The sequence below is a fragment of the Pseudomonas lundensis genome (genome assembly GCF_001042985.1).
Classification (GTDB): domain Bacteria; phylum Pseudomonadota; class Gammaproteobacteria; order Pseudomonadales; family Pseudomonadaceae; genus Aquipseudomonas; species Aquipseudomonas lundensis.
The window spans coordinates 1-25889 of record NZ_JYKY01000029.1 but is presented as its reverse complement, the minus strand read 5'-3'; the positions used below and the strand labels follow the sequence as shown (position 1 = coordinate 25889).

General features: G+C 57.7%; 22 protein-coding genes. 11 read left to right on the top strand and 11 right to left on the bottom strand.

Annotated elements, in window-relative coordinates; all coding sequences use genetic code 11:
- Positions 1–36: 36 nt before the first annotated feature.
- From ybeY to miaB, 3 genes are all read right to left on the bottom strand, one after another.
- Positions 37–495, bottom strand: a complete 459-nt coding sequence (gene ybeY, locus TU74_RS19250; protein WP_048377372.1) for an rRNA maturation RNase YbeY — start codon at positions 493–495, stop codon at positions 37–39.
- Complete coding sequence (locus TU74_RS19245; RefSeq protein WP_047281359.1) at positions 488–1507, bottom strand: PhoH family protein; 1020 nt, start codon at positions 1505–1507, stop codon at positions 488–490. The genes ybeY and TU74_RS19245 overlap by 8 nt, the downstream gene beginning before the upstream one ends.
- 193 nt (positions 1508–1700) lie before the next feature.
- Entirely contained in the window at positions 1701–3029 is a 1329-nt protein-coding gene (miaB, locus tag TU74_RS19240; protein ID WP_047273517.1) for a tRNA (N6-isopentenyl adenosine(37)-C2)-methylthiotransferase MiaB, read from the bottom strand.
- Between the two features lie 132 nt (positions 3030–3161).
- Between miaB and TU74_RS19235 the strand changes: the two genes are divergently transcribed.
- On the top strand, positions 3162–3488 hold the full coding sequence (locus TU74_RS19235; protein WP_019411970.1) for a DUF1820 family protein: 327 nt from the start codon (positions 3162–3164) through the stop codon (positions 3486–3488).
- Positions 3489–3538: 50 nt separating this feature from the next.
- On the opposite strand, the gene TU74_RS19230 is transcribed toward TU74_RS19235, so the two are convergent.
- The 4 genes from TU74_RS19230 to TU74_RS19215 all read right to left on the bottom strand — a co-directional run bounded on the left by TU74_RS19230 (position 3539) and on the right by TU74_RS19215 (position 7065).
- Positions 3539–4087 carry a tetratricopeptide repeat protein gene (locus TU74_RS19230; RefSeq protein ID WP_047273518.1) on the bottom strand — a complete coding sequence of 183 codons (549 nt, stop codon included), beginning with the start codon at positions 4085–4087 and terminating at the stop codon, positions 3539–3541.
- A gap of 224 nt (positions 4088–4311) precedes the next feature.
- Complete coding sequence (gene hemL / locus TU74_RS19225) at positions 4312–5595, bottom strand: glutamate-1-semialdehyde 2,1-aminomutase (RefSeq protein WP_048377371.1); 1284 nt, start codon at positions 5593–5595, stop codon at positions 4312–4314.
- Positions 5596–5626: 31 nt separating this feature from the next.
- A complete protein-coding gene (gene thiE / locus TU74_RS19220; protein ID WP_048377370.1) occupies positions 5627–6250 on the bottom strand; it encodes a thiamine phosphate synthase in 624 nt (207 codons plus the stop codon).
- Positions 6251–6267: 17 nt separating this feature from the next.
- On the bottom strand, positions 6268–7065 hold the full coding sequence (locus TU74_RS19215) for a hydroxymethylpyrimidine/phosphomethylpyrimidine kinase (RefSeq protein ID WP_047295685.1): 798 nt from the start codon (positions 7063–7065) through the stop codon (positions 6268–6270).
- 288 nt (positions 7066–7353) lie between these two features.
- Between TU74_RS19215 and TU74_RS19210 the strand changes: the two genes are divergently transcribed.
- The 4 genes from TU74_RS19210 to TU74_RS19195 all read left to right on the top strand — a co-directional run bounded on the left by TU74_RS19210 (position 7354) and on the right by TU74_RS19195 (position 13818).
- Positions 7354–9726 (top strand): hybrid sensor histidine kinase/response regulator, encoded by a 2373-nt coding sequence (locus tag TU74_RS19210; protein WP_048377369.1) that lies wholly within the window; start codon positions 7354–7356, stop codon positions 9724–9726.
- A gap of 75 nt (positions 9727–9801) precedes the next feature.
- Positions 9802–11451, top strand: coding sequence for an acyl-CoA dehydrogenase family protein (locus TU74_RS19205; RefSeq protein ID WP_047273523.1), 1650 nt, complete (start codon positions 9802–9804; stop codon positions 11449–11451).
- An 84-nt stretch (positions 11452–11535) separates the two neighbouring features.
- Positions 11536–13008, top strand: a complete 1473-nt coding sequence (gene amn / locus TU74_RS19200) for an AMP nucleosidase (RefSeq protein WP_162199724.1) — start codon at positions 11536–11538, stop codon at positions 13006–13008.
- 243 nt (positions 13009–13251) lie between these two features.
- Complete coding sequence (locus TU74_RS19195; protein WP_162199726.1) at positions 13252–13818, top strand: pseudouridine synthase; 567 nt, start codon at positions 13252–13254, stop codon at positions 13816–13818.
- Here the strand turns inward: TU74_RS19195 and TU74_RS19190 are convergent.
- Complete coding sequence (locus tag TU74_RS19190; protein WP_047273525.1) at positions 13813–14022, bottom strand: DUF2788 domain-containing protein; 210 nt, start codon at positions 14020–14022, stop codon at positions 13813–13815. The two genes, TU74_RS19195 and TU74_RS19190, sit on opposite strands and share 6 nt — an antisense overlap.
- An 88-nt stretch (positions 14023–14110) precedes the next feature.
- Positions 14111–14590 (bottom strand): Lrp/AsnC family transcriptional regulator, encoded by a 480-nt coding sequence (locus TU74_RS19185; protein ID WP_047274261.1) that lies wholly within the window; start codon positions 14588–14590, stop codon positions 14111–14113.
- Positions 14591–15003: 413 nt separating this feature from the next.
- Between TU74_RS19185 and TU74_RS19180 the strand changes: the two genes are divergently transcribed.
- Positions 15004–16014 carry a DUF6515 family protein gene (locus TU74_RS19180; protein ID WP_048377368.1) on the top strand — a complete coding sequence of 337 codons (1011 nt, stop codon included), beginning with the start codon at positions 15004–15006 and terminating at the stop codon, positions 16012–16014.
- On the opposite strand, the gene TU74_RS19175 is transcribed toward TU74_RS19180, so the two are convergent.
- A complete protein-coding gene (locus TU74_RS19175; protein ID WP_048377367.1) occupies positions 16008–16901 on the bottom strand; it encodes a cation diffusion facilitator family transporter in 894 nt (297 codons plus the stop codon). The two genes, TU74_RS19180 and TU74_RS19175, sit on opposite strands and share 7 nt — an antisense overlap.
- 14 nt (positions 16902–16915) lie before the next feature.
- Positions 16916–17335, bottom strand: coding sequence for a hypothetical protein (locus TU74_RS19170; protein ID WP_047295677.1), 420 nt, complete (start codon positions 17333–17335; stop codon positions 16916–16918).
- A gap of 102 nt (positions 17336–17437) precedes the next feature.
- On the opposite strand from TU74_RS19170, the gene hrpB reads away from it, so the two are divergent.
- From hrpB to TU74_RS19145, 5 genes are read left to right on the top strand one after another with little or no spacing between them, the layout of a single operon-like run.
- Positions 17438–19966: an ATP-dependent helicase HrpB gene (gene hrpB, locus TU74_RS19165; RefSeq protein ID WP_048377366.1), complete on the top strand. Its 2529-nt coding sequence runs from the start codon at positions 17438–17440 to the stop codon at positions 19964–19966.
- Positions 19967–20020: 54 nt separating this feature from the next.
- Positions 20021–21490, top strand: coding sequence for a site-specific integrase (locus tag TU74_RS19160; RefSeq protein WP_048377365.1), 1470 nt, complete (start codon positions 20021–20023; stop codon positions 21488–21490).
- Positions 21483–23411 carry a hypothetical protein gene (locus tag TU74_RS19155; protein ID WP_053070044.1) on the top strand — a complete coding sequence of 643 codons (1929 nt, stop codon included), beginning with the start codon at positions 21483–21485 and terminating at the stop codon, positions 23409–23411. Before TU74_RS19160 ends, TU74_RS19155 begins: the two co-directional genes overlap by 8 nt.
- A complete protein-coding gene (locus TU74_RS19150; protein WP_048377364.1) occupies positions 23408–25453 on the top strand; it encodes a hypothetical protein in 2046 nt (681 codons plus the stop codon). The genes TU74_RS19155 and TU74_RS19150 overlap by 4 nt, the downstream gene beginning before the upstream one ends.
- A 2-nt stretch (positions 25454–25455) precedes the next feature.
- Entirely contained in the window at positions 25456–25845 is a 390-nt protein-coding gene (locus TU74_RS19145) for a hypothetical protein (RefSeq protein ID WP_048377363.1), read from the top strand.
- The last annotated feature ends 44 nt before the right edge of the window (positions 25846–25889 follow it).

Below are 25889 nucleotides of genomic sequence, written 5' to 3'. Positions count from 1 at the left end.
TTTACTCGTATCCCTTGGTAGTTTCAGTGGTGTTGATCAGTTTTCGTCGTCTGCGTACGGGTCTGGGTGACCCAGTTCTGCAAGCAACGTTCGTTCCAGTGCTTCCATTTCTTCAGCTTCGTCATCGTCTATATGGTCGTAACCCAGAAGATGCAAGCAGCCGTGAATCACTAGATGGGCCCAGTGGGCCTCAAGTTCCTTGCCTTGTTCGGCGGCTTCGCGCTCAACCACAGCGACGCAGATCACCAGGTCGCCGAGTAGCGGGATATCGAGGAATTCATCGGGGACATCGGCCGGGAAGGACAGCACGTTGGTGGCGTAATCTTTGTCGCGCCACGTGTGGTTCAATTCGCGGGCTTCCGCTTCGTCCACCAGACGGATGGTCATTTCCGAGTCAGCAGTTCGCTGGCGCAAGGCCAGCTCGCACCATTGGCGGAACTGACTTTCGCTCGGTGTGACGGCCTGGGTCGCCAGTTGCAGATCAAGCTCAAGCATCGTGGCGGTAATCCTTGGCAGCTGGCAGGGCGGCCAATTTGTCGGCGGCTTCCTGCTCGTAGCGGCCATAAGCCTCCACGATGCGCTGCACCAATGGATGGCGCACGACGTCTTTGGACTGGAAATGCGTAAAGCTGATGCCCGGTACGTCCTTGAGCACTTCGATGACATGGTTGAGCCCGGATTTGGTGCCTTTAGGCAGGTCGATCTGGGTAATGTCACCGGTAATCACGGCGGTGGAGCCGAAGCCGATGCGGGTCAGGAACATCTTCATTTGCTCGACGGTGGTGTTCTGGCTCTCGTCGAGGATGATGAAGCTGTTGTTGAGCGTCCGGCCGCGCATATAGGCCAGCGGCGCGACTTCGATGATCTGGCGCTCAATGAGCTTGGCCACGTATTCAAAGCCGAGCATCTCGTACAGGGCGTCATATAAAGGACGCAGGTACGGATCGATTTTCTGCGACAGGTCGCCGGGCAGGAAGCCGAGCTTTTCGCCCGCTTCGACCGCCGGACGTACCAGCAGGATGCGACGGATCTGCTCGCGCTCCAGGGCATCCACGGCACACGCCACGGCCAGATAGGTTTTACCCGTACCTGCCGGCCCGATACCGAAGTTGATGTCGTTGCCCAGAATCTCTTTGACGTAGCGCTGCTGATTGATGCCGCGAGGGCGAATCATGCCCTTTTTGGTGCGCAACGACACGCTGGGGTCAGCCACGGGGTTGCTGGCCAGGTCTTCGACGGCAGATTCTTGCAAGAACAGGTGCACCATGTCCGGCGACAGCTCTGTGGCTTTGGTTTCGCGGTACAGGCGGCGCAGCAGGTGTTCTGCCGAGGAGGTGGTTTTAGGGTCGCCGATCAATTCGAATTGATTGCCGCGATTGCGGATTTCGATGGCCATGCGCTGTTCGATCAAACGTAAATGCTCGTCGAATAGCCCGCACAGATTGGCGAAGCGGCGAGCCTCAAAAGGCTCGAGGAGAAAACGATGTGGTTCGATGGGTGCGTTCAAAGTCGTTTTTAGCCGCCCTGAGGCAATTGAGATGGTTTGAAGGATAACGCTAGCAGGTCATGGACGAAAGGGCTTACTGATACCACGTAAAATCTGTAGTCGCTGACGCCCGCTGCGATGGTCCGCAAGGCAGGTGTCTGCCCTTTAAACATCGAGGATCTTGACGATCAGGGGTCAGCGACTGCGCGTCGGCTCAGTTCAGCAGCGAGCCCCGCAGGGAGTGGGGTTGAGCGGCATCGATATGCACGTCCGCAAACTGGCCGATCAACTGCGGGTTATCGCAGCGGAAGTTGACGATGCGGTTGTTCTCGGTGCGCCCTTGCAGTTCGCCGGGGTCTTTTTTCGAGTAATCGGTCACCAGAATCCGCTGGACGGATCCCACCATTTGTCGGCTGATCTCGAAACCTTGTTGGTTGAGGCGATGTTGCAAGGCGTTCAGGCGTTCTTTCTTGCGCTCTTCGGGCGTGTCGTCGGCAAGGTCGGCGGCGGGCGTGCCCGGGCGCTGGCTGTACACGAACGAGTAAGAAAAATCGAAACCCACGTCTTCGATCAGCTTCATGGTCTGCTCGAAGTCTTTTTCGGTCTCGCCGGGGAAGCCGACGATGAAGTCGGAGCTGATGCAGATACCCGGCACGGCGGCGCGCAGCTTGCGCAACTTGGACTTGTATTCCAGCGCCGTGTGGTTGCGTTTCATCGCCGACAGAATACGATCCGAACCCGACTGCACCGGCAAATGCAGGTGTTTGACCAGTTCCGGGACCTCAGCGTGGGCCTGAATCAGGCTGTCGGAAAACTCCAGCGGGTGCGACGTGGTGTAGCGGATACGCTCGATCCCGTCGACCGCCGCCACCACGCGGATCAGTTCCGCCAGGTCGGCCAGGCGACCGTCGTCGGTCAGGCCGCGATAACCGTTCACGTTCTGCCCGAGCAGGGTCACTTCACGCACGCCGTTTTCAGCCAGGTGAATCACTTCGCCTACCACGTCATCGAACGGACGGCTGACTTCTTCGCCGCGGGTATAAGGTACGACGCAGAACGTGCAGTACTTGCTGCACCCCTCCATTACCGAGACATAGGCGCTTGGGCCGTCGATGCGCGGTTCCGGCAAATGATCAAACTTTTCAATCTCGGGGAACGAAACGTCGACCTGTGGCAGCTTGGTCATGCGCGCCGCGTCGATCATCTCAGGCAGGCGATGCAGGGTCTGCGGACCGAACACCACGTCCACGTAAGGCGCGCGATCCCGGATCGCCGCGCCTTCCTGGCTTGCCACGCAACCGCCAACCGCAATTACCATCTCCGGGTTGGCCAGTTTCAGCTCGCGCCAGCGGCCCAGTTGCGAATAAACCCGGTCTTGGGCGCGTTCGCGGATGGAACAGGTGTTAAGCAGGATCACATCAGCGTCTTCGGCGCGCGCCGTGACTTCCAGGGCCTGATGTTCACCCAGCAGATCGACCATGCGTGAGCTGTCGTACTCATTCATCTGGCAACCGTGGGTTTCGATGTAAAGCTTCTTGGCCATGGGTGTTCATCAAGTGGTTCAAAGAACCGCGCATTATAGGGGGCATAGCCGTTGCTTCCTAGCGCTGTGCGTCAGGAGGCTATGCTATAGTTCGCGCCCTCTTTTATACCTTCAGATGTTTACCCGCCCTCCATGACCAAACGTGAAGCTCCAATCTACAAGGTGATTTTCCTCAACCAGGGACAGGTGTTCGAAATGTACGCCAAACAGATCTATCAAAGTGATCTGTGGGGCTTCCTGGAAGTAGAAGAATTCGTCTTCGGTGAGCGCACGCAAATGGTCGTTGACCCGAGCGAAGAAAAACTCAAGGCCCAGTTCGAAGGCGTTGTGCGCAGCTTTGTGCCGATGCATTCAATTGTGCGCATCGACGAAGTGGAACGCCTGGGCACGCCCAAAATCAGCGAGGCGCGGGGCGTCAGCAATGTCATGCCGTTTCCGTTTCCGATGCCGGAGAAGTAAGGCTCGCGTCTGGATAAGTCATGCAGATGGCAGCCCTGGGCTGCCGGAACTCAAGGCAATGGCGAAAACGGCGAACGGGCGTCCGTCGATTGCAGTTCCATCAGGTATTTGCGGAAGATTTGCCCCAGCACCTGGGTCGCGGTTTCGAGCTGGTCGCGGGGCATTTGTTCGGCCACTTCATCCGCGGTGTCCAGTGCGTCTTCCGCACCATTGACGGCCGCCATTTTCAGCACGATATACGCCTGAATGTTGTTGGCGGGTACGCCTTCACCTTTGTAGAACATGGTGCCGAGCTTGAACTGTGCCATGGCGTGGCCTTGGAGCGACGCTTGTTCGAAGTAGCTCAGGGCCTGGTTGAGGTCGCGCTTGGGATTATTGACGTCGTAGTAGAACTCGCCCAACTCGTATTCGGCTTCTGCATCCCCGCCTTTTGCCGCTTGCACGCACGCAGCGAGCGCCTCTTCCAGATTCTCTGGCTGAGTATTGAGGGTGCAGCGACCCATCGCCGGGATCAACAACGAGTTACCGCCTGCCTGAGCAAGCAACGGCTGTAGGAGCAACAGGCAGCCCATTGCAAGGGCGCGGCCGGTGCGGTTCATGGGAATCGACGTACCTCTGAAAGACGGGCGGGCCCGACCAAGGGATGTATAGGCGCGCATTATGAAATAAGCCGAGGCAACCTTACAAAGTCTTTACTCGTTTTTCTGCTGCGCGAACGTGATATCGGTTGATTTAAGACGATTTTGGACGAGTGGGTTAAAAGATCAGTGCATTACGGGCATAAAAAAACGACAAGGGCCACAACCCTTGTCGTTTTGGCGGATCACTTCAGGGCGGCGAATGCGCGTTCTGCGGCGTCCAGGGTCAGCTTCAACTCGGCATCGCCGTGGGCAATGGACGTGAAGCCCGCTTCGAAGGCACTGGGCGCCAGGTACACGCCGCCTTCAAGCATCAAGTGGAAGAAGCGCTTGAACAGGTCGGCATCACTGGCCATGACGTCGTCGAAGGTGACGATGTCGTCTGCGCCACTGAAGTACAGGCCGAACATGCCGCCTGCCTGGGTGGTAACGAATGGGATACCCGCCGCATCCGCCCGTTCCTGCAAGCCGTCGAGCAGGCGCGTGGTGTAGTCGGTCAACTCGGCGTGGAAGCCCGGACGGCTGATCAGGCGCAGCGTGGTCAGGCCAGCAGCCATGGCCAGCGGGTTGCCGGACAGGGTGCCTGCCTGATAGACCGGGCCCAGCGGTGCGATGCATTCCATGATTTCGCGCTTGCCGCCGAAGCAGCCAACCGGCATGCCGCCGCCGATGATTTTGCCAAACGTGCTCAAGTCCGGTGTCACGCCATAGTGCGCCTGGGCACCGCCGAGGGCGACGCGGAAGCCCGTCATCACTTCATCAAAAATCAGCACCACGCCGTGCTGGTCGCACAGGCTGCGCAGGCCTTGCAGAAAGCCCGGCGCTGGCGGCACGCAGTTCATGTTGCCGGCCACAGGCTCGACGATGATGCAGGCGACGGTGTCACCGACGTCGGCCAGCAGTTTTTCCACGGCGTTGATGTCGTTGAACGTGGTGGTCAGGGTGTGTTTGGCGAAGTCCGCCGGTACGCCGCCCGAGCTGGGTACGCCTTGTGTCAGTGCGCCGGAGCCTGCTTTAACCAGCAGGCTGTCGGAATGACCGTGGTAGCAGCCTTCAAACTTGAGAATGTTGTCGCGGCCGGTGTAGCCACGCGCCAGGCGGATGGCACTCATGGTGGCTTCGGTGCCGGAGCTGACCATGCGCACCATGTCCATCGACGGCACGATGGAGCACACCAGGTCGGCCATTTCAGTTTCCATGGCGGTCGGCGCCCCGTACGACAGGCCGTGCTCCAGTTGCGAACGCACGGCGTCCAGAACGTCCGGGTGGCTGTGGCCCAGAATCATCGGCCCCCACGAGCCCACGTAATCCACGTAGCGCTTGTCGTCTTCGTCCGTCACGTAGGCGCCTTCGGCGTGTTTGAAAAACAGCGGGGTGCCACCGACGCTCTTGAAGGCCCGCACTGGCGAATTCACGCCGCCGGGAATGTGTTTTTGAGCGTTGGCAAACAGGGTTTCGGAACGAGACATGGTGGGCTCTCTCTGAATCAGGATTCGGTAGTTAAAGTGACAACAAATCGTTGAAGGCACGGGCGCGGCGGGTAACGGCCTGCGCCGTCTCGGCGCCAAACAGCCCGTGCACCACGGCCAGCAGGTCGGCGCCATGTTCGACCAGTGGCGCGGCGTTCTCCAGGGTGATGCCGCCGATCACGCAAATCGGCACAGTGAGCTGCGCACGGGCGTGATCCAGGAGTTCCAGCGTAGCGGTCGGCGCCCCGGGCTTGGTGCTTGAATTGAAAAAACGGCCAAACGCGACGTAACTCGCGCCTTCCTGGGCGGCCTGTTGAGCCAGTTCGATCTGACTGTGGCAGGTCGAGCCGATGATCGCGTTGCGGCCCAGCAGGGCGCGGGCCGGGTTCAGCGGGCCATCGGTCTGACCCAAGTGGACGCCAACGCCCAGCCGCGCCGCCAGCTCGGCGTCATCGTTGATAATCAGCTGCGCGCCGTAACGTGCGCACAGCTCGCGCAATGCCTCGGCTTCGCGCAGGCGGCCGGCGTCATCTGCACTCTTGTCGCGGTATTGCAGCAATGTCAGACCGCCATCAAGGGCGGCCTCCACGTACGTCAGGCATTTGCCTGCCAGCAGTTGGCTGTCAGTGATTGCGTAAAGTCCACGCAGTTTCATGGTGCGAGCCCCTTGTGTTACGAGCAAAAGTCCAGCGGCAAGCGGCGCGGCACAAATTGCCCCTGACCCAATTGCTCGGCGTCACGCAAGGTGCGCCACGTGTAGTTGAGCGCGGTTTCAACCGCGCTGACCAACTGCTCGCCAATGGCCAGGCGCCCGGCGAGGGTACTGGCCAGCGTGCAGCCCGAACCGTGGTAGCTGCCAGGCAGGCGATAGCACGTGAAGGTGTGACGGCTGCCGTCGCGGCTGTACAGGCGGTTGTGCACTTCGTGTTCATCGCCGTGCCCGCCGGTAATCAGCAGGTGCTTGCAGTACGGCAGGAGTTTTTCGGCACACGCGTCGGCGCTGCCCTCCGGCAGTTCGGCCAGAATGCGGGCTTCGGGCAAGTTAGGGGTCGCAATAGTGGCCAGGGGCAGCAGGCGCTCGCGCATGGCGAACCCCACTTCGTCCTTGCCCAGCCGCCCGCCGCCGCCTGCGCGCAGCACCGGGTCGCAGACCATCGGCACGTGCGGGTGGGCCTTGAGCAGCTCGACGACGGTGTCGACCATCTCTAAAGAGCCGAGCATGCCAAGCTTGAACGCGGCCACGTTGGAGTCGCTGAGCACGGCAGCGGCTTGCGCCAGCACCCACTCACGATCCAGCACGCGGAAATCGCTGACGTTAACGGTGTTCTGCACAGTCAGGGCGGTGACCACCGGAGCGGCGTGACAACCTTGAGCCAGCAGGGCTTCGATATCTGCCTGCAAGCCGGCGCCACCACTGGGGTCATGGCCGGAGAGACAGAGGACAACAGGGCGAGAGCTGTAGATATTCATGGTGCGCGAGCTTACCACCAAACCGTTTTTGCGGGCGGCTCAGGGTGTGGCGATTTTTCTCACGTCAGTTTCGGAAAAAACTACCGTATCAGATTGTATTTTTGCAGGCTCAGTATCGCTGTAAGGCTTGATCTAGACGCTTTGCATTGAATGTTTACGTGATGTGTATTTGCCATTAGCTGCTGTGCTAGAGTGACCCTCAAACGAATAACAGGTAATGCTGGTTTACGTCGTCTCAAAGGGAAAGGAGGCCCAAAGACGCAATCGGGCAGGCCATTTTGGGGCTGTATGCGCTATTTTTTTATTTTCCTGATGGGCTGGCTGCCAGCGCTGGCCAGCGCAATCACCTTTGACGAAACCACTCAACGCCTGCCCTTGGGCCGTGAGATGCACGTCTATGAAGATGTGGCCGGGCAAGCGACCATCGCCGATATCGTGGCCCATCCTGAACGTTTGCAACCCCATAAAAAAGACACCCTGAACGCGGGTTACTCGCATTCGGTGTTCTGGCTTAAAGTCGATTTCAACTATCAGCCGCGTGACCCGCAAGCCAGTACGTCCTGGTTGCTGGAGCTGGCGTACCCGCCGCTGGACCATATCGACCTGTATCAGCAAAACGCCGACGGCGCATTCGAACTGACGCAGAGCACCGGCGACGCCCTGCCCTTTGACAGCCGCCCGGTCAAAGAAAACAACTACCTGTTCGAGCTGAATTTCTCTCCGGGCCACACCCAGACCGTGTACTTGCGTCTGGCCAGCGAAGGCTCCATTCAGGCGCCGTTGACGCTGTGGTCTGCCAAGGCCTACCTCGAAGACCAGCCCGTGCGCATCTACATCCTCGGCCTGATCTACGGCGTACTGCTCGGCATGCTGGTGTACAACCTGTTTATCTACATCAGTGTGCGTGACACCAGTTACCTCTATTACATCTTCTACATTGCCTCGTTTGGCCTGTATCAACTGTCGGTCAATGGCGCCGCAGTGCAGTATTTCTGGCCTGACAACCCGTGGTGGGCGAACGCGGCGACGCCGTTTCTGATCGGTTCGGCAGCCTTTTTCGGCTGTCAGTTCGCCCGCACCTTCCTGCATACCGCCAGCCACAGCCGCTGGCTCGACCGTGCGCTGATGCTGCTGATGGCGGTCGGCGCGCTGGTCATGGTGCTGGCGCTGACCACCAGCTACGCGATTTCGTTGCGACTGGCCACCGGGCTGGCGCTGGCCTTTATCTTCACCATCTTTGTGGCCGGGATCGTGGCGTGGTGCCGCGGCCTGCGGGTGGCGCGTTATTTCGTCATCGCCTGGACCGCCTTTTTGGTCGGTGGCCTGGTCAACACGTTGATGGTGTTGGGTTATCTGCCCAATGTATTTCTCACCATGTATGCCAGCCAGATCGGTTCGGCGATTGAAGTCGGGCTGCTGTCGCTGGCGCTGGCGGACCGCATCAATGCCATGCGCGACTTGCAAGCCCGGACCCTGCAAGAGTCCGGGCAAAAACTGGCGGCCATGAACCAGCAACTGGAGCGCACCAACCAGCTCAAGGACGAGTTCCTGGCCACCGTGACCCATGAGCTGCGCACGCCCATGAACGGTGTGATTGGCTCTCTGGAGTTGATCAAGACGCTGGACATGACGCCCGAACTTGATCAGTACACCCAGACCGCTGAAGGCTCGGCCAAAGAAATGATGGGCATGGTGAATGGCATTTTGACGTTGACCGAGCTGCAAGCCGGTCGCCTGTCGGCCCGTAGTGACCGTTTCAGTGTGGGCGAGCTGTTGCAGGGTTTGCACGACCAGTTCGGGCCAAAAGCCCGGGTCAAAGGGCTTTCCTTCACCCACGAAGTGGCCCGCACCCTTCCTGACACATGGCTGGGCGATGCCCAGAAGATCCGGCAGTGCCTGGAGTGCTTGCTGGATAACGCCATCAAGTTCACCCATCAGGGCGGGGTCATCCTGCGCGTCACGGGTAAAACCGCCGGGCCGGGTCGCTGGAACCTGGCCTTTAACGTGATCGACAGCGGCATCGGCTTTGTCCATCAGGAAGAAGCCGAGTTGTACCAGCACTTCTTCCAGGTCGACGGGTCCATGACCCGGGAATATGGCGGCTTGGGCATCGGGCTGGCGATTTGCCGGCGTTTGGTTGAACTGCTCGGCGGTCGCCTGACCCATCATTCGCAGCCGGGGCAGGGGTCGCAATTTCAGCTGTCCATCGAAATGGAGTCGCCGCTCGAAACAGCGCAAGTCGTACAAATGCCGATGCGTTTTCCCGAGCAATACGTCGTTTTGCTGGTAGAAGACAACACCGCCAACTCGGCGGTGTTACGCGCGATGCTGCTCAAATCGGGTTACCGGGTGTTGACGGCGCAAAGCGGTCAAGACGCGGTCGACACGTTGCGCCGGGAGCGCGTGGATGCGGTGTTGCTGGCGTGCCCGTTCAGTCACGTGTCCGGCTCATCCATGGGCAGCCAGCTGCTGACGCTGGCCGCATGCGCCCGCTTGCCGGTGCTGGCGTTGTTTGAGTCCCAGGCCGCTGCGCAAACGGCACGCACGCAGGTGGAGGGCATCACCGATTTCCTGATCAAACCGCTGCGTTTCGAAGACCTGCAACAGGCATTGGCACAACGGCTGTTAACCGGCGATGAGGACAAAAGCGTCGAGTTTTAGGCGCTTATGCCACTTGTGAAGGTGGCAATGCGTGCTTCACTGGCTCCATTGGCCTGATTCCCAGGAGCCCGCGCAATGAATTTGCATCAGTACGCAGAAACCCACGAAGTCACCAACCAGCCGCCCTCCCTGGACGGCGTTAACCTGTACCGCATCGACCTGCCGCTGCAAGCGTGGGGGCAGCGCTTTGGCGCCGGTTGGGCGCAGTCGCGCATCGACGAATACGGCGCCCTGGCCGGTGGGCCGTTGATGGCCGCGGGCTTTCTGGCCAACGAAAACAAACCCGTGTTTGTCAGCCATGACCGTTTTGGTCATCGGATCGATCTGGTGGAATTTCATCCCGCGTATCACGAGCTGATGCGCACGGCGATTGAACACGGCTTGCCGTCGTTGCCCTGGACGGACCCGCGCCCTGGTGCCCACGTGGCCCGGGCGTGCATGACGTACCTGCATACCCAGGCTGAAGCCGGCAGTGGTTGCCCGCTGACCATGACCTTTGCCAGCGTCCCCGCGCTGCGTTTGCAGCCGGATGTGGCGCAGATCTGGCTGCCCAAAGTGCTCGCGACCCACTACGACCCGCGCAACGTCGACATCAGCCAGAAGGCCGGTGTGACGCTGGGCATGGCCATGACCGAGAAACAGGGCGGCACCGATGTCCGCGCCAATACGACCCGTGCTTACCCGGTGGGGGCGCCGGGGCCGGGCCAGGCCTATGAGCTGCTGGGCCATAAATGGTTTTGCTCGGCACCCATGTGCGATGGCTTCCTGACGCTGGCGCAAACCGACAAGGGCCTGAGTTGCTTTTTGCTGCCGCGCCACCGCCCGGACGGCACCCGCAACGCGTTTTACATCCAGCGCCTGAAAAACAAGCTCGGCAACAGCTCCAATGCCTCCAGCGAAGTTGAATTTCGCGGGGCGCTGGCATGGATGCTGGGCGAAGAAGGGCGCGGCGTCCCGACCATCATCGAGATGGTGGCCATGACCCGGTTTGACTGCATGGTGGGTTCCAGCGCCTTGATGCGTCAGGCATTGACCCAGGCCAGCCATCATTGTGCGCACCGCACCGTGGGCGGCCGGGTGCTGGCAGAGCAGCCGTTGATGCAAAACGTGCTGGCGGACCTGGCGCTGGAAAGCGAAGCGGCGCTGGCTTTGAGTTTGCGCATGGGGCAGGCACTGGATCATCCGCACGACCCGCAGCAGGCGAAGTTCTCGCGCCTGGTGACTGCCGTGGGCAAGTACTGGATCTGCAAACGGGCGCCCGCGATGATCAATGAAGCCGCTGAGTGTATGGGCGGTGCGGGGTATGTCGAAGACAGCATCTTGCCGCGTCTGTACCGCGAAGCCCCGGTCAACTCAACGTGGGAGGGTTCGGGCAACGTGCAGTGCCTGGACGTGTTGCGCGCCTTGTCCAAAGAGCCGGGTGTGCTGGACGCGTTGTTCATGGAACTGGGGGACGGGCATGGCGACCGGCGACTGGCGCAGCACATCGCGCAGCTCAAAACCGCGTTCAAGGACACCGACGACATTCAATACCGCGCCCGGCAACTGACCGAAGACATCGCGTTGGGGTTACAGGCGACATTACTGCTCCAAGCCGGTAACAGCGACGTGAGTGACGCCTTTATCGCCAGCCGCCTGCACGGCAGCGCGCGAACCTATGGCGCTTTGCCGCGCGGCTTGAACGTCGCGGCCATCGTGGCGCGCTCAACGCCGTCCGTGGGCTGATTGGTCGGCCACCGCGACCTGTAACGGGCTGTGTTTTGCTCAGCGATGCAGGCAAGATAACGGCCTGCCCGTTCAGAAGACAGGATGCTCATCGTGACTGAAGCTTTTATTGTCGTCCCCACCGCTGAAGAGGCTGTCGACCGCCTCGCAGCCTTGCATGAGCGCGCAACCACGGCGTTAAGCCAGGCACTCAAGCGTTATCTCAAAGACCGCATCGAGCCGTCTGCGCAAGAGCGCGCCCTGTTCCGCTACCCGGAACTGCGGTTGACCTACCGCTTTCATGGCGAAGTGCCCGTTATCACCCGCGCCTATGCCAAGGTGCAACTGCCCGGCACGTACAGCGTCACCGTCACCCATCCCGCCGCGTTCCGTAATTATTTGTTGGAACAGCTGGTGCCGCTGATGCGCGACTTCACCGTTGACGTCGAGGTCGGCGTCAGCCAGCAAAACATTCCTTACCCGTACGTGGTGGAGCAGGGCGACGAACTCGCGGGCTCCGGCGTGACGGCCGCTGCGCTGGCGCGGGTATTCCCGAGCACCGACCTGTCGGCTGCCACGGATGGCATCGCGGATGGCCTGTACGACTGGGAAAACACCGACCCGCTGCCGCTGGCGCTGTTTGATGCCGCCCGCGTCGATTTCTCGCTGCGGCGGCTAGTGCATTACACCGGCAGCGACTGGCGCCATGTGCAGCCGTGGATCCTGCTGACCAACTACCACCGTTATGTCGACCAGTTCATCCTCCACGGCCTCGAACAACTGCGCGATAACCCGCGCTTTGTGCGCATGGTGCTGCCGGGTAATGTGCTGATCGAAAAATCCATGGACTACGGCGAAGCGCAAGCCATTGCGGCAGGTGTGGTGTGGCACCGCTACCAAATGCCGGCGTATCACCTGCAAGCCAGCGATGGCCATGGCGTGACGCTGGTGAACATCGGGGTTGGCCCGTCGAATGCGAAAAACATCACCGACCATTTGGCGGTGCTGCGTCCGCACTGCTGGTTGATGATCGGCCACTGCGGCGGCCTGCGTCAGTCGCAAACCATTGGCGACTACGTGCTGGCCCACGCCTACATGCGCCGCGACGGCATTCTTGATCGTGTGGTGCCGCCGAACATTCCGATCCCGGCCCTGGCCGAGGTGCAGCTGGCGCTTCAAGAAGCGGCGGCGCAGGTCACGGGCGAGCATGGCGATGAGCTGAAAAAGCGTCTGCGCACCGGCACTGTGCTGACCTACGACGACCGTAACTGGGAGTTGCGCTGGGCGCAGGAACGTCCACTGATTAACCTGTCTCGCGCCGTGGCCGTGGACATGGAAAGCGGCACCATCGCCGCGCAAGGTTATCGCTTGCGTGTACCGTATGGCACGCTGCTGTGCGTCTCGGACAAACCGCTGCACAGTGAAATCAAATTGCCCGGTTCGGCCAACGCGTTTTATGAGCGCGCGGTCAGCCAGCATTTGAAGATCGGCATTGCCGCCGTGGACTTGATGCGCAATCAGTTGCACTCGTTGCATTCGCGCAAATTGCGCAGCTTCGACGAACCGCCGTTCCGTTGATTGGTGATGGTCATTTAGCCAGGCTGCGTTGCAGAGCTTGAGAAGGGAACCCCCATTCCCTTCGCGCTGCGCCTTGCCTGGCTAAATGTGATTCAGCGACGCGGCTTGCAATGAAACGGGAACAGCCCCTAGCATTGCCCGCCCTGATCGCTAGATGTCCGGTGTGCCATGTCCCGTCCTGCTCGTCCCGCCCCACGCCGTCCGGCGTCTAAAAGCCCTCAACCCCACACCGCCAGTCGTCGCGTGGCCAAGGCACCACCTGCTGAGCCCAAGCTGTACCTGTTCAACAAACCGTTTGATGTACTGACTCAATTCAGCGACGAAGGCGGGCGGGCGACGCTCAAGGATTTTATCCCCATCCCCGGCATTTACCCGGCCGGAAGGTTGGACCGGGACAGTGAAGGGTTGCTGCTGCTGACCAATGATGGCCAGTTGCAAGCGCGGATCGCGGACCCGAAACACAAACTGCCCAAGACCTATTGGGTGCAAGTAGAAGGCGAGCCCACCCCGGAGCAATTGCAACAGCTGCGCGAGGGTGTGGTGCTCAACGACGGCAAAACGCTGCCCGCCGAGGCGCGGGCGCTTGAAGAGCCGCAGCTATGGCCGCGTAACCCGCCGGTGCGCTTTCGCAAAAGCGTGCCCACGGCCTGGCTGGAACTGGTGATTCGCGAAGGGCGTAACCGTCAGGTCAGGCGCATGACCGCCGCTGTCGGTTTACCGACGTTGCGGCTGGTGCGTGTGCGCATTGGCGACTGGAGCATCGAGGGCCTGGAGCAGGGGCAGTACAGGGAAGTGCCGGCGCGGCTATAGCGCGCCAGACTCAATCAAGCCGATCACCACGCTTTTGATGATGAACGCGGCCACACCCAGCCCCAGCACGAAAAACAGGATAAACGAGCCGAAACGCCCGGCCTTGGACTTCTTCGCCAGATCCCAGACGATAAAAGCCATGAACATGATCAGGATGCTGACCAGAATCGTCATCATCCACTCTTCAAATACGGCAGGATCCATCAGTGTTCTCCAGCGTCATCGGGGGTGAAAAGCCGGGCGAGTATACGCCAATGCCCGCGGCGGGTAGTGACCCGTAGCCGGTGGCGGCTTACGTTCGCAAGTGCGTGAGCGGCAACTCGGTGCTGTTGAGCACCTGATTGAGCACAAAGCTCGAACGCACGCTGGTCACGCCCTCGATCCGGGTCAGATGGCCCAGTAACAGCTGTTGATAGTGGTCCATGTCCGGCACCACGATTTTCAACTGATAGTCTGCGTCAACCCCGGTCACCAGGCTGCATTCCAGCACTTGGGGCAGGCTGCGGATGGCGGATTCGAAATTCTCGAAACGTTCTGGCGTATGACGGTCCATGCCGATCAGTACGTAGGCGGTCAGGCTCAACCCCAGCTTTTTACGGTCCAGCAAGGCGACCTGGCGCGAGATGTAGCCATCGTCTTCCAGTTGCTTGACCCGTCTTGAGCACGGCGAAGGCGAGAGCCCAATGCGTTCGGCCAGTTCCTGATTGGAGATGCGTGCATCACGCTGTAATTCCGCCAAAATACTCAAGTCGTATCGGTCGAGTTTGCTCACGAAGTTACCCTTTGTCATAACTATTGCGTGAAAGTATCCACCTTAAGTCAAAAATTGCGCAAGTAATGTTTTATTGAGCAATCTTCGCAATCGTGTGCCGTCTGCACAGGCCTATGCTTTACACCAGAATCACTGCCCGGACATAGAGTCCACTGCGGCCCGCCGAATCAGGCCAGCCGCGGCCGCCAACCCTACAGGGTTGCCCCGGCCCCCGGGCTACGCACTGTCCAGAAGACGGAGCGAGGTGAGCCAACACCACACGTGTTGAGCCAGGACGAAAAAATTCAAAGGGCGGCCGACGGGTCGCCCTTTTTTATGGCCAAAAATAAGTGCCGGACCTGCTAACCTGCCGCCGAACCGGTTCCCGGATTTCCAGTCTTATCGTTACGCCCCTACCTGCAGTGAGGAACATCATGAAATCGCGTCTCTGGCGTTTGGCTGTCGTCAGTTTGCTCAGTGTCGGTGTCAGCGGTCATGTGGTGGCTGATGAGCGGGGTGAAGGCCATCCTCAGCCAGGTCGGCCCGACGGCGGCGAGCATCGCCCTCACGGTCAAGGCGCGAACGCCCCCTCGCGCCCCGATTACAACCCGCTGCCCGGCGGCCATGGTCAGCCGCAAGGTGGCCAATGGCAAAGTCGTCCTCAGGGCGACGGGGCGCAACATCGCCCGTCAGCGCCCGGCAATCAATTAAGCATTCAGCCGCGACCTGACTCCGTGCAGCAGACTCAGCCACCGCGTCAGGGTCACTATCAGGATATTCCCCGGCGTCCCGGCGACTATTCCCAGTGGCAAGGTCGCCCACGGCCCGGCTACGGCCCAAACCCCGGTTTCAATAACGGGCGTCCCGATGACAACCATTGGCAGGGGCGGCCGGACGGGCATGGCAATGGTTGGGGGCCGGGCCCTCGCTATCGTCCCGGCTACAGGGTTGAGCGCTTTCCCGACCGCTATTGGCAAGTACCCTACCGTGGGCAGGACTATTTCTACTCCGGCGGTTACTGGTATCGCCCCCACGGCCCGCGCTATGTCGTGGTGCAGCCGCCCTACGGGATCCGCATAGGCTATCTGCCCGATTACGCGCGTGAAGTGTGGATCGGCAGCTCGCTGTTATTTCTCGCCGCCGGTGCGTATTACGCTTATCAACCCGCGACGCAGGACTACATCGTGGTGCAACCGCCAGCGCCCATCCCCGTGGCCGCGCCGCAACCGCTGAGCAACGGCTACGACGTGGTGGCCTATCCGGCCAATGGCCAGACACCTGCGCAAGTGGATCAGGATCGCTACGACTGTTACCGCTGGGCCGTCGACCAGAGCGGCTTTAACCCCGCCAGCGTGACCTACGCGCCTTCACCGGCGGTGGTGCAAACCTATCGTCAGGCGCAGGGCACCTGCCTGAGCAGCCGCGGTTATCAGGTCACTTACTGATCCCGGTGTTTGACTACTTCCTGCGGGTCGGCGTGCACCAGCACTTCGGCCTGTGGATAACGGCGCTCAATCGCTTCGGCGGCGCGGTCGCTGAGGTCGTGAGCCACCGAGAGCGTCAGCTCGCCGGGCAATTCAAGGTGCAATTGCACGTACCAGATATTCCCCGAAATGCGCGTGCGCAGGTCATGTGCCCCCAACACGCCCGGTACGCTGCAGGCCAGTTCCAGCATGTTCTGGCTTACGTCAGCCGGTAACTCTTCATCCATCAACACGGAAAAACTCTGGCGTGCGATCTGGATCGCGCTCCACAGGATGTATCCCGCAATCCCCAAGCCAAACCACGCGTCTAGCTGCGGCCAACCGAAGCTGGCCAGCACCAGCGCCACCAGAATGCTGCCATTGAGCAACAGGTCGGAGCGGTAATGCAGCGAGTCGGCGCGCACCGCGTTCGACCCGGTGGCCTTGACCACCCGATGCTGTAACACCAGCAGCGCCACGGTCATCACCAGCGAGAACACAATCACGCCAATGCCGATCCATGGCGCGCCAATGGGCTCGGGGTGTTTCAGGCGCTCGATGGCCTGAAACGCAATCAGCACGGCGCTTACGGCAATAAACAGCGCCTGCGCCATCCCGGCGAGGGACTCGGCCTTGCCATGGCCGTAGCGGTGGTCATCGTCGGCAGGGCGCAAGGCGTAATGCACGGCCAACAGATTGAGAAACGACGTCACGCCGTCCAGCAACGAGTCGGTCAACCCGGCCAGCATGCTGACCGAACCGCTGAGCCACCAGGCGATGGCCTTGGTCACGATCAAAAGGCTCGCCACTGCCACCGAGGCTCGGGTAGCAAGGCGTAACAGGCGCGCGTGTTCCGGGCTGCTGGTCATGAACGTTCCTTGTATCAGGCGGCGGGGGCAAGGCCGTAAAGGGCCAATTGCTGCACGCTGCCCGTGTGCTGGATCAGACGTGGATCGTCGAGTGGAAAGCTGCCGCCCAATTCACGTTCAAGGATCGTTTGCAGCTTGCTGTTATCCACCTTGCCGTCCGCACCGATGGCGTCTTGCAGTTTTTGTGGGGCGATGTGCGCGGTCTTGCCTGGCGGGAAGTAAATCGCGCCCGTGGCAAAGTCGACGCCAAAGGCGATCAGGCCCGGGATCACATAAAACAGCAAGCCCACGGCATCGAGCACCGCAATCATCGGGTCGATCTTGCCGTCGATCTGCCCGCGACGGTCCGGGAAGAAAATACTGCCGCAGGCAGTCAGTTGAGTGAACAGGGCGGCAATCACAACGCCACCTATCACGCGCGAAGACATACGCATCTCAAAACCTCATAAACGTTTGAAGGGCCGATCCCGGCATCAAGACGGTGCTTAATGCCGAACTGTTCGCCGTTATACTCGCCGCACTGTTCTGGAGCCACCATGATTTCTCTGCCGATTGATGAAGTTTTACCCGCGCTGCGCCACGCCTTGACTGAACGTCACGAAGCCGTGCTTGAAGCACCGCCCGGCGCCGGTAAAACCACCCGTGTACCTTTGGCCTTGCTCAACGAACCGTGGCTGGCGGGGCAGAAGATTGTGATGCTCGAACCCCGACGCCTCGCTGCCCGTGCCGCGGCCGAACGGCTGGCCAGCGAACTGGGTGAAAAGGTCGGCGAGACCGTCGGTTACCGCATCCGCCTCGACAGTAAAGTGGGCCCCACGACGCGCATTGAAGTGGTCACCGAAGGCATCCTCACCCGGCGTTTGCAGCAGGATCCGGCGCTGGAGGGCGTCGGCCTGCTGATCTTCGACGAGTTCCATGAGCGTAGTCTGGATGCCGATCTGGCGTTGGCCCTGAGCCTCAACGGCCGCGAGCTGTTTCGCGATGAACAGCCGCTGAAAATCTTGCTGATGTCGGCCACGCTTGAGGGCGAGCGGCTTGCCAGCGTCCTCGACGACGCCCCGATCTTACGTAGCGAAGGGCGCATGTACCCGGTCGCCATGCGCTGGGGCCGTCCGTTCGTGCCCGGTGAGTTCATCGAGCCGAGGGTGGTACAGACCGTACTGGACGCCCTCAATGATGAAACGGGCAGTCTGCTGGTGTTCCTGCCCGGTCAGGCAGAGATCCGGCGGGTTCATCAACAATTAGCACAAGCGCTGGAGTCACAGAGCGACATTCTGCTGTGCCCGCTGCACGGCGAACTGGAGCTGGCAGCGCAACGGGCGGCTATCGAGCCGGCGCCTTCGGGCCTGCGCAAAGTGGTGCTGGCCACCAATATTGCGGAAACCAGCCTCACCATCGACGGCGTGCGGGTGGTGATCGATGCGGGGCTGGCGCGTGTCCCGCGTTTCGATCCCGGCAGTGGCATGACGCGCCTCGACACCCAGCGTATTTCCCGCGCCAGCGCCACGCAGCGGGCTGGTCGCGCCGGACGACTGGAGCCCGGCGTGTGTTATCGCCTGTGGTCAGAAGATCAGCACGCGCAGTTGGCGGCGTATGGCACTGCCGAGATGATGCAGGCCGATCTGGCGGGGCTGGCGCTGCAAGTGGCGCGCTGGGGCGTCAGTGCGCAGGAGCTGGTTTGGCTGGATGCCCCGCCCGCGGCAAGTTATGCACAGGCGCTACAGTTGCTGGAGCGTTTGGGCGCCATGAACCCTGCGTCGAATCAAGGAGGCCCCCTCACGGCGCATGGCGAGGCAATGGCCGAGTTACCGGCGCACCCGCGTATCGCGCACTTGTTACTGCGCGGTCAGGAATGGGGTCTGGCAGACATGGCCTGTTACGTCGCCGCGCTGTTGGGTGAGCGGGATATTCTTCGCGGCGCGGGGGCCGATGTGCACAGCCGCCTGGCCTTGTTGGACGGTGAGGCCCGCGCAGCGCGGGGCGGGCAGGGCGGCGTACAGCGTGCCAGACAACTGGCGCGCCAGTACCGTGCGCAGTTACGCGGCAAACCGGCCCGCCCGGTGGCAGATCCCGAGCACCCGCGCTGGCTCGGCGCCTTGCTGGCCTTGGCCTATCCCGACCGCATCGCCCAGCAGCGCAAACCCGGCGGCGCCGAATACCGTCTGGCCAATGGCCGGGCCGCGTTGTTCAGCGAGGTCGATGCCCTGATGAAGCAGCCGTGGCTGGTCATCGCCGACCTCGGCAGCCGCCAGGGGCAGCGCGAAGAGCGTATCTACCTGGCGGCAGAGTTTGATCCCGCGTTGCTGGACGATGTGTTGAGTGAGCAGGTCAGCGTGATCGACCAACTGGATTGGGACGAGCGCGAAGGCGTGTTGCGCGCTGAGCGCCAACGCAAAGTGGGTGAGCTGGTGTTGAGCCGCGAACCGTTGACGGGGCTCGACGAAACCGCGCGCACACAGGCATTGGTCAATCTGGTGAGACGCAAGGGCCTGGAACTGTTGCCGTGGACGCCGGAGCTGCGTCAATGGCAAGCCCGGGTAGGCCTGTTGCGTCAGTTGGACCTTGAGGCCCAGGGCCAGAGTGACTGGCCGGATGTCAGTGATGCGGCGCTCTTGGCCAGCCTGGAAGACTGGCTGGCGCCGTACCTGACACGTGTCTCGCGGCTCAGCCATTTCGCCAGCCTCGATGTGTCCAGCATTGTGCATAACCGGCTGCCGTGGCCATTACCGCAACGGTTAGAGGAGCAGGCGCCCCATCACATCAAAGTGCCGTCTGGCTCATCGGTGCGGCTGGACTACAGCGAACACCCGCCGATATTGGCTGTGCGTCTGCAAGAGCTGTTCGGGCTGGCGGATACCCCGCGTATTGCGGGCGGGCGGCAGGTGGTGAAATTGCACCTGCTGTCGCCGGCGCGGCGGCCGGTGCAGGTGACGCAGGACTTGGCCAACTTTTGGCGCAGCACCTATGCCGAGGTCAAAAAAGACCTGAAAGGGCGTTACCCCAAACTATTCCATAAGTTGGATCCCTGGGTAGAATCGCTTAACAAAAACAAGGTTGACAAGTAGCGATTGTAAACTAACGCATAACATATAGGATTGACTGATTCATCAGGGGGGCGAATGTCCTATACCAATCCGCGTCACGAGGGTCGTCTGATTCTCATCCAAAATTTGCAGGATGCCTTCGCTATCCTGCATGTCAGTGAAATGCCACGCGGCTCTATTGAGTCAGCGCTTGAAGGGGCTGAATCCAACCTGCTTTATAGATGCGATGAAGTCGGTTCAGGGAATGACCGTGACCTGTTCAATTTCCCATTTTTGTTTAGTGCTAATGGCAACCCTTGGCACGAAGCGAACGACTACTTGCTGAGCCTCATGCGTGATAGGGCCTCTGCAAGTCGACGCACTGATGATGTTAGGCGCCGTGCCAGCAAACTGTTGGATTACCTCCTGTTCTGTGAGGATAACAATCTGGATTGGCTCGACTTTTCCGGTGCCCGTCCTCCGCTTCGCCCGACCTACAAATACTTTTATCACCTGATTAACGAAGGCCGTCGCAGTAATCAGGTCATCAATCAATATACCGCTGCTGTTTATCACTTTTATAAGTACGTTTCCGAGCATTGGCATTACCTCGACATAAAGCGTGTTGATACGATCAAGCAAGTACGGTTTATCGTGCAGAGCCCAAAAGGCGCGAAAATCATCGATGCTGAAAAGCGCAGCCAAACGCGGCGCACGCCGCCTAGTAGCTCCGTGCCATTGGGATTCGTGCGTGAAGATGGCGAGGATCTTCGACCACTTTCCAATCTTGAGTTGGGCGCGCTTTTGGAGACTATTAATGGAAATAAATGGTCAACCATTGAGCGGTTGATTCTTCTCATTTCTCTTATGACTGGAGCTCGTAAGCAAAGCGTTTTGACCATACGCTTGAGGCATTTGAAAGGATTTACAGAAGAAAAACTAGTGCCTGAAGGTGCCTATAAATTGCATGCCGGTCCGCGCACAGGAATTGATACCAAATTTGACAAAGCTCAAGTTCTGTATGTTCCAAAGCAACTTGCTGAAGAGCTGGTCACGCTTGCCCGTAGTCCAGTTATGAGAAAGCGGCGGGAAAAATTCCGTGCTCAATTAGAGGTCAGTCACCCCGGTCTTTTTATAGAAGAGGACGATATGTATTTGTTTCTCTCTGATCAGGGCAATTGTTATTACATGGCTTCAAACGATCCGCGTTACACGATTGTTAGGTCGCCACAGACTGGGCAGGTAACGGAAACAATAAAGCGGAAATTGCAAAGTACAGCATCTAGCCGATTTCCCAAAGATTTTTCATATCACTGGCTGCGAGCGACTTTCGCCTATCAACTCTACCAGCGCCTGCAGCCATTGGTTCAAGAAGGCGTTTTGAGACCAGGAGAGGATATTGATTTTATTCAAAAACGTATGCACCACGAGTCTAGGGAAACGACTGAGAATTACCTGAAGTTATTTAGGATGACTCACGAAAAAGTAATTGCTCAAGAGGTGTGGGAAGAGAGGTTGTTTAACGGTAGCTACGAAGTGTTAAAGGTAACAGTTCAAGATGAATAGCTGGCAGCGGTTCGAGCATCGTCCCAATACGCGAATTATTACACCTGGTGAGTTGTCGCAAGAATTTTCCGAGCCTGAATTTTTGCGCCTGCAATTATCCTCTAAGGTAATGAAGAAGTCGCTGGATATAGGCAGCCTTGCATATTTCATTCGAGGCAAGAATGAGCGTGCCAGTGATAGTCGAGGTGTACCTGTTGTTACCTCATCGTTTGTTGAGGGACGCCGCGAAATGATTTTGAGGCTGATGGAGTCTTGGGTCGGTATGCGTGATCATTCAGTCTTGAATTATTTCATTCGTACTGAATACCTAGTCAACTGGCTCAACGAAAGCGGCTATAAAGAGATTTTTGCAAGTGAGGTTCACGCTCAACAGGCGTATCGGGATTTTACTAAGCATTTGAATCATTGCATACACATGCAGCAGATGAAGCCTGTAACTGCATATAATTATCAAATTTCCGCAATTTCTGTAGTTGAGAATCTATATCCTGAAAGTAGCCACAAAATTCTATCGGGCGCTATCAGAATAAACCCTGGAAAAGGCTCGCCAGCACCAAGTGCTGATCACGTTGAGTTGTATAAGGATGTTTTTTTGGCAATTGCTCGGCAATGTGCCGATTTTGTAATTAATAATAAAAAATATCCATGTGTGATCAATGTTAGGGATTATGAGGTTGTTGTTTATCCATCAACCTGCGGTACAGTTGGGCCGTTTAAGGAAGGGCCGCCTGTTTACAATGCGGCAGAGCATCGTATATCAACTCTCGAGGAGTACATGGATGCTGCAGCCAGGCTTGGTCGACATGGCGTTGCAAAAAGAGATGCAAATAGGACTCTAGCTAAGGCTGAGCAGAATCTGGTTGTGGCAAACGGAGATGCACGTAATTGGCATCGGTTTGAGTTGGCTGGCCTTGCTGCGAAAGCCTATGCTGGGCTTTTCTTGCTGATTACAGGTGCTTCGCCGACCGAGTTTGGTCAGTTTTATTATGAGGACGCCCTAGAGGTTATAAAATCTCCGCTCAAGAAAGAGCTTTCTGCAGTCAAGTTTCGCGCAGGTGGAAAATCAAATTTTTATAATATTGGGCGGGAGAATGGTCTTCCGCTGCTAAAGGAGTACCTCAAGCTCCGCGAGTGGATTTTGAATGGCGAGCGACATGATCGATTGTTTTTCTCTTGGTCTAAAAATAGAAATAGTGGGGGTGTAACAGGTTTTGGCGAGCTTCCGGTTTCGGATGCCATGGGAAAGTTCTATAAGTCTATCCGTGGAGTCTTTCTTGGCCCGAATTTGCCGAGTCTTTCTCCGCGTAAAATGCGCAAGCACAAAAGCAACGAGTTGCACTTTGCTCGCATGTCGCCGTCCACGGTAGCGGCATCCTTAAATCACAGTGAGGAGGTTAATTTATCGACTTATGCAGTGGGGACGCCTGAACAGCAGCAAGTCGAGTTCGGTCAGTTCTGGGAGTCCATGCGGCATGCCGCCTATGTCCTTCGTGAGCGCAGTCAGAAGGCCGCAGAAATTATGATCGCAACAGCGGCAGGCCACTGCGACGGTTTCAACCAGCCGGCAGCGATAGCCGGTGCTGAAGCCCTTGTGAAGCCGAACTGCCGTACGCAATACGGCTGCTTGTACTGCGAGCATTATGTATGTCACAGCGATGAAGAAGACCTACACAAACTCCTGAGTTTGCAGTACGTGGTTAATGCTGTGCGCACAGTCGCTCCCGATTTTGCTCATGCTGAAACTCTTTTTAAAGAGTTGTCTATCCGAATCGAGTTTATCATCGACGCACTTAGTGAGCGCTCCGGTTCAGTGAAGCAAACAGCCGAAAAGGTTAAAGCTAAAGTTTTTGAGTACGGCGAGTTAACTGCGTTTTGGGAGGCACGTTTGAGTCGTTATAAAAAAATTGGGGTGGTATTTTGAGCGCTGTTGTTCTGTCGATAGGCAGTTTATATTCCAGTGGTCAGTTTCCTGCTACTAGTGAGCCAGATAATGCGGCGCAAATGTATGGCAAGCCTGCGCTAGATTTCGTTCTTTGCCGAGATGAGCACGGCAATGCAACGGCGGTATACGGTGAGCCTGTATGGGACTTTAATCCGTACAGGCTTAGTGCCAAGAAAATACGTAGAATACGCTTTGATACTATTTTCGACGATAGAAGCAATGAGCAGGAGGCACTGATCGAAGAAGTTAAGCATTTGTTGTATTGCCTGATTTATTTTGGTACTGGTGGGCGGCTCGGCACGCTCAGCGCGTCCACACTGTCAAATTATTTTGGCGTGTTGCGCATCGCTATGCAATTCTGCTTCGTGCAGGGGCAAAAGCCAATGGTTGGTGTGCTGTCCTTGCGCCAACTATTTACCGTTCCTGTGTATCTGGCGGCATTCATTCGCGAACGAAATGTTACTGGCAGTTTATGTGGGATTTTGAATCAGCTAGTTCATGTTGGGCAAGAGCGGCTTGGATACGTTGTTCTAAACCCTAATAGGTTCGATCTAAAAAGACCAAAGTCCAATCAACACCCTATAATTCCGACGCGAATATATTTAAATTTAATTAATATTGTCGGCGATCTGCTTGATCAAATTTACCAGGGTGTCGATTCTATCGAGTCATTTGTTTCGTCCTTCTCTGACGAGCATTATGGGATCAATATTAATACTCAGAAGTCTCGTGGGTTGGGCGGAAGAGCGAACTACCGATCCGATATGCAGCAAGCACTCAGAGAGCACGGTTTGGTCGAAGTTTTTGTCAATGATTTCATTTGCTCCCATAGAGCTAGCCTGCAACGTGTTCTGCTACAAATGCAGTATGTGGTAAAAACAGTTATTCATCTCTATACCGGTATGCGTGACCAAGAAGTTTTACGTATGAAGTATAACTGTTTGCGTGAAGAGGTCGTCATGGCGCCAGTCATTGATGACCATAATGTTGTACGCGATCGGCCGCAAACAGTTTGTGTGCTCTCGACTACTACGAAGTTTACAGGTTATAGGAAGCATGAGGCATGGTTCGCCTCAAGCGAAGTCGTCAAGGCTGTTGAAGTTGCCCAAGCTATTTGTCGTGGCCTCGCCAAGCTCTATAAACTCGAACCGAATGATGATTGTCTGCTTTTCCTTAATCCGTCAATTTTAAAATATAAGAAGGCTAATAATATTTCCGTTTCAGACTTTTATTCTTCGAGAAGGGAGCAGCTGAATATCCTTAGTACTTTGAAAATTCAAGTCGAGGATTTGCAAGAGTTGGCTCAGAGCGACCCTTCTCGTGACTTTTACAATGAACCAGATTTTGCAGTAGGCCAGCCCTGGCCGCTGACTAGCCATCAATTCCGGCGTTCTTTAGCGTTTTATGGAAGCAGTAGTGGCTTTCTTTCGCTGCCGACTCTACGAGCGCAGTTCAAGCATATGACCATTCAGATGGCGCGCTATTATGCGAATGGCTTCGATAACCTGCGTACCATTTTTGGCTACTATGACGAAAAGAAAAAAGACTTTGTGCTACCAAATAATCACTTTGCTTTTGATTTCCAAATGGCCATGCCGATGTCGGTGGCCAATCAGTTGATTGCAGATATGCTGTTCAAAGAAGAGCCGCTGTTTGGCGGCACTGGCTCGTACATGGAGAGGCAGAAAGAGCGTGTTAAAGCTGGCGAGATAAAGATTGAAGATATTCGTTCCGACACAGAACTTCGGGTGAAAAATGGTGAAATTAGCTACCGGCCAACGCTGCTCGGCGGTTGCACCAAGGTGGGCCGCTGTGATTCCTTCATGCTGGGTGACTATACCGAATGTTTGTCCTGCGAGGGTGCGATCATCAAGCCCGCCAAGTTAAGTGCGGCCATTGAGGATGCTAAAAACGAATTGTCAAACTACGCAGAAGATTCAGGCGAATATCAAATTGTGACGGGTGATATTGAGCGCCTAATGGCTTTCAAGGCTCGCCAAATCGACACGGTGGAGCTTTAGTCATGAAGCCTAGTGAAGGATTAAGAAAGGGAGTTGGTGCCTGTGAGGAAGCGTTGCAACGCCTACTCGATGGGAAGCCTTTTGTACCCGAGCATGTAGGGCTAGACCTATCCAAACTTACCGCGAGCATCGTCAGCCTTGAGGCTGGATTTGACCGTGGTTATCTGAAGAAGTCTCGCAGAGCACATTTTCCCATACTCGCAAAGATCGAGGCTTGTCGTGCTGAGGCTAACAAGGGCTCCGGCTCATCAAATGGTAAAAATATTAAGCGTTTGGAAGATAAAGTTGACCTTTTAGAAAAAGAGCTAGGGATGCTCCGATCAACTTGCTGCGCGGCGGCCGCAAGTCGTAATTTGCACGGCACGCAGCGCTATTTGCTCAAAACGACCTGATGCAGTGTTCATCGAGGGCGTTTTTCGCCCGGTTTTCCATGTTA

Excerpts from the sequence above, each read along its gene's own strand:
- TU74_RS19170 (WP_047295677.1), bottom strand. The coding sequence starts at position 17,335 with ATGCGTATGTCTTCGCGCGTGATAGGTGGCGTTGTGATTGCCGCCCTG.
- TU74_RS19205 (WP_047273523.1), top strand. The coding sequence starts at position 9,802 with ATGAATTTGCATCAGTACGCAGAAACCCACGAAGTCACCAACCAGCCG.
- TU74_RS19145 (WP_048377363.1), top strand. The coding sequence starts at position 25,456 with ATGAAGCCTAGTGAAGGATTAAGAAAGGGAGTTGGTGCCTGTGAGGAA.
- miaB (WP_047273517.1), bottom strand. The coding sequence starts at position 3,029 with ATGGCCAAGAAGCTTTACATCGAAACCCACGGTTGCCAGATGAATGAG.
- TU74_RS19235 (WP_019411970.1), top strand. The coding sequence starts at position 3,162 with ATGACCAAACGTGAAGCTCCAATCTACAAGGTGATTTTCCTCAACCAG.
- TU74_RS19210 (WP_048377369.1), top strand. The coding sequence starts at position 7,354 with ATGCGCTATTTTTTTATTTTCCTGATGGGCTGGCTGCCAGCGCTGGCC.
- TU74_RS19155 (WP_053070044.1), top strand. The coding sequence starts at position 21,483 with ATGAATAGCTGGCAGCGGTTCGAGCATCGTCCCAATACGCGAATTATT.
- ybeY (WP_048377372.1), bottom strand. The coding sequence starts at position 495 with ATGCTTGAGCTTGATCTGCAACTGGCGACCCAGGCCGTCACACCGAGC.
- TU74_RS19190 (WP_047273525.1), bottom strand. The coding sequence starts at position 14,022 with ATGGATCCTGCCGTATTTGAAGAGTGGATGATGACGATTCTGGTCAGC.
- TU74_RS19215 (WP_047295685.1), bottom strand. The coding sequence starts at position 7,065 with ATGAATATCTACAGCTCTCGCCCTGTTGTCCTCTGTCTCTCCGGCCAT.
- hrpB (WP_048377366.1), top strand. The coding sequence starts at position 17,438 with ATGATTTCTCTGCCGATTGATGAAGTTTTACCCGCGCTGCGCCACGCC.
- thiE (WP_048377370.1), bottom strand. The coding sequence starts at position 6,250 with ATGAAACTGCGTGGACTTTACGCAATCACTGACAGCCAACTGCTGGCA.
- amn (WP_162199724.1), top strand. The coding sequence starts at position 11,536 with ATGCTCATCGTGACTGAAGCTTTTATTGTCGTCCCCACCGCTGAAGAG.
- hemL (WP_048377371.1), bottom strand. The coding sequence starts at position 5,595 with ATGTCTCGTTCCGAAACCCTGTTTGCCAACGCTCAAAAACACATTCCC.
- TU74_RS19230 (WP_047273518.1), bottom strand. The coding sequence starts at position 4,087 with ATGAACCGCACCGGCCGCGCCCTTGCAATGGGCTGCCTGTTGCTCCTA.
- TU74_RS19175 (WP_048377367.1), bottom strand. The coding sequence starts at position 16,901 with ATGACCAGCAGCCCGGAACACGCGCGCCTGTTACGCCTTGCTACCCGA.
- TU74_RS19180 (WP_048377368.1), top strand. The coding sequence starts at position 15,004 with ATGAAATCGCGTCTCTGGCGTTTGGCTGTCGTCAGTTTGCTCAGTGTC.
- TU74_RS19160 (WP_048377365.1), top strand. The coding sequence starts at position 20,021 with ATGTCCTATACCAATCCGCGTCACGAGGGTCGTCTGATTCTCATCCAA.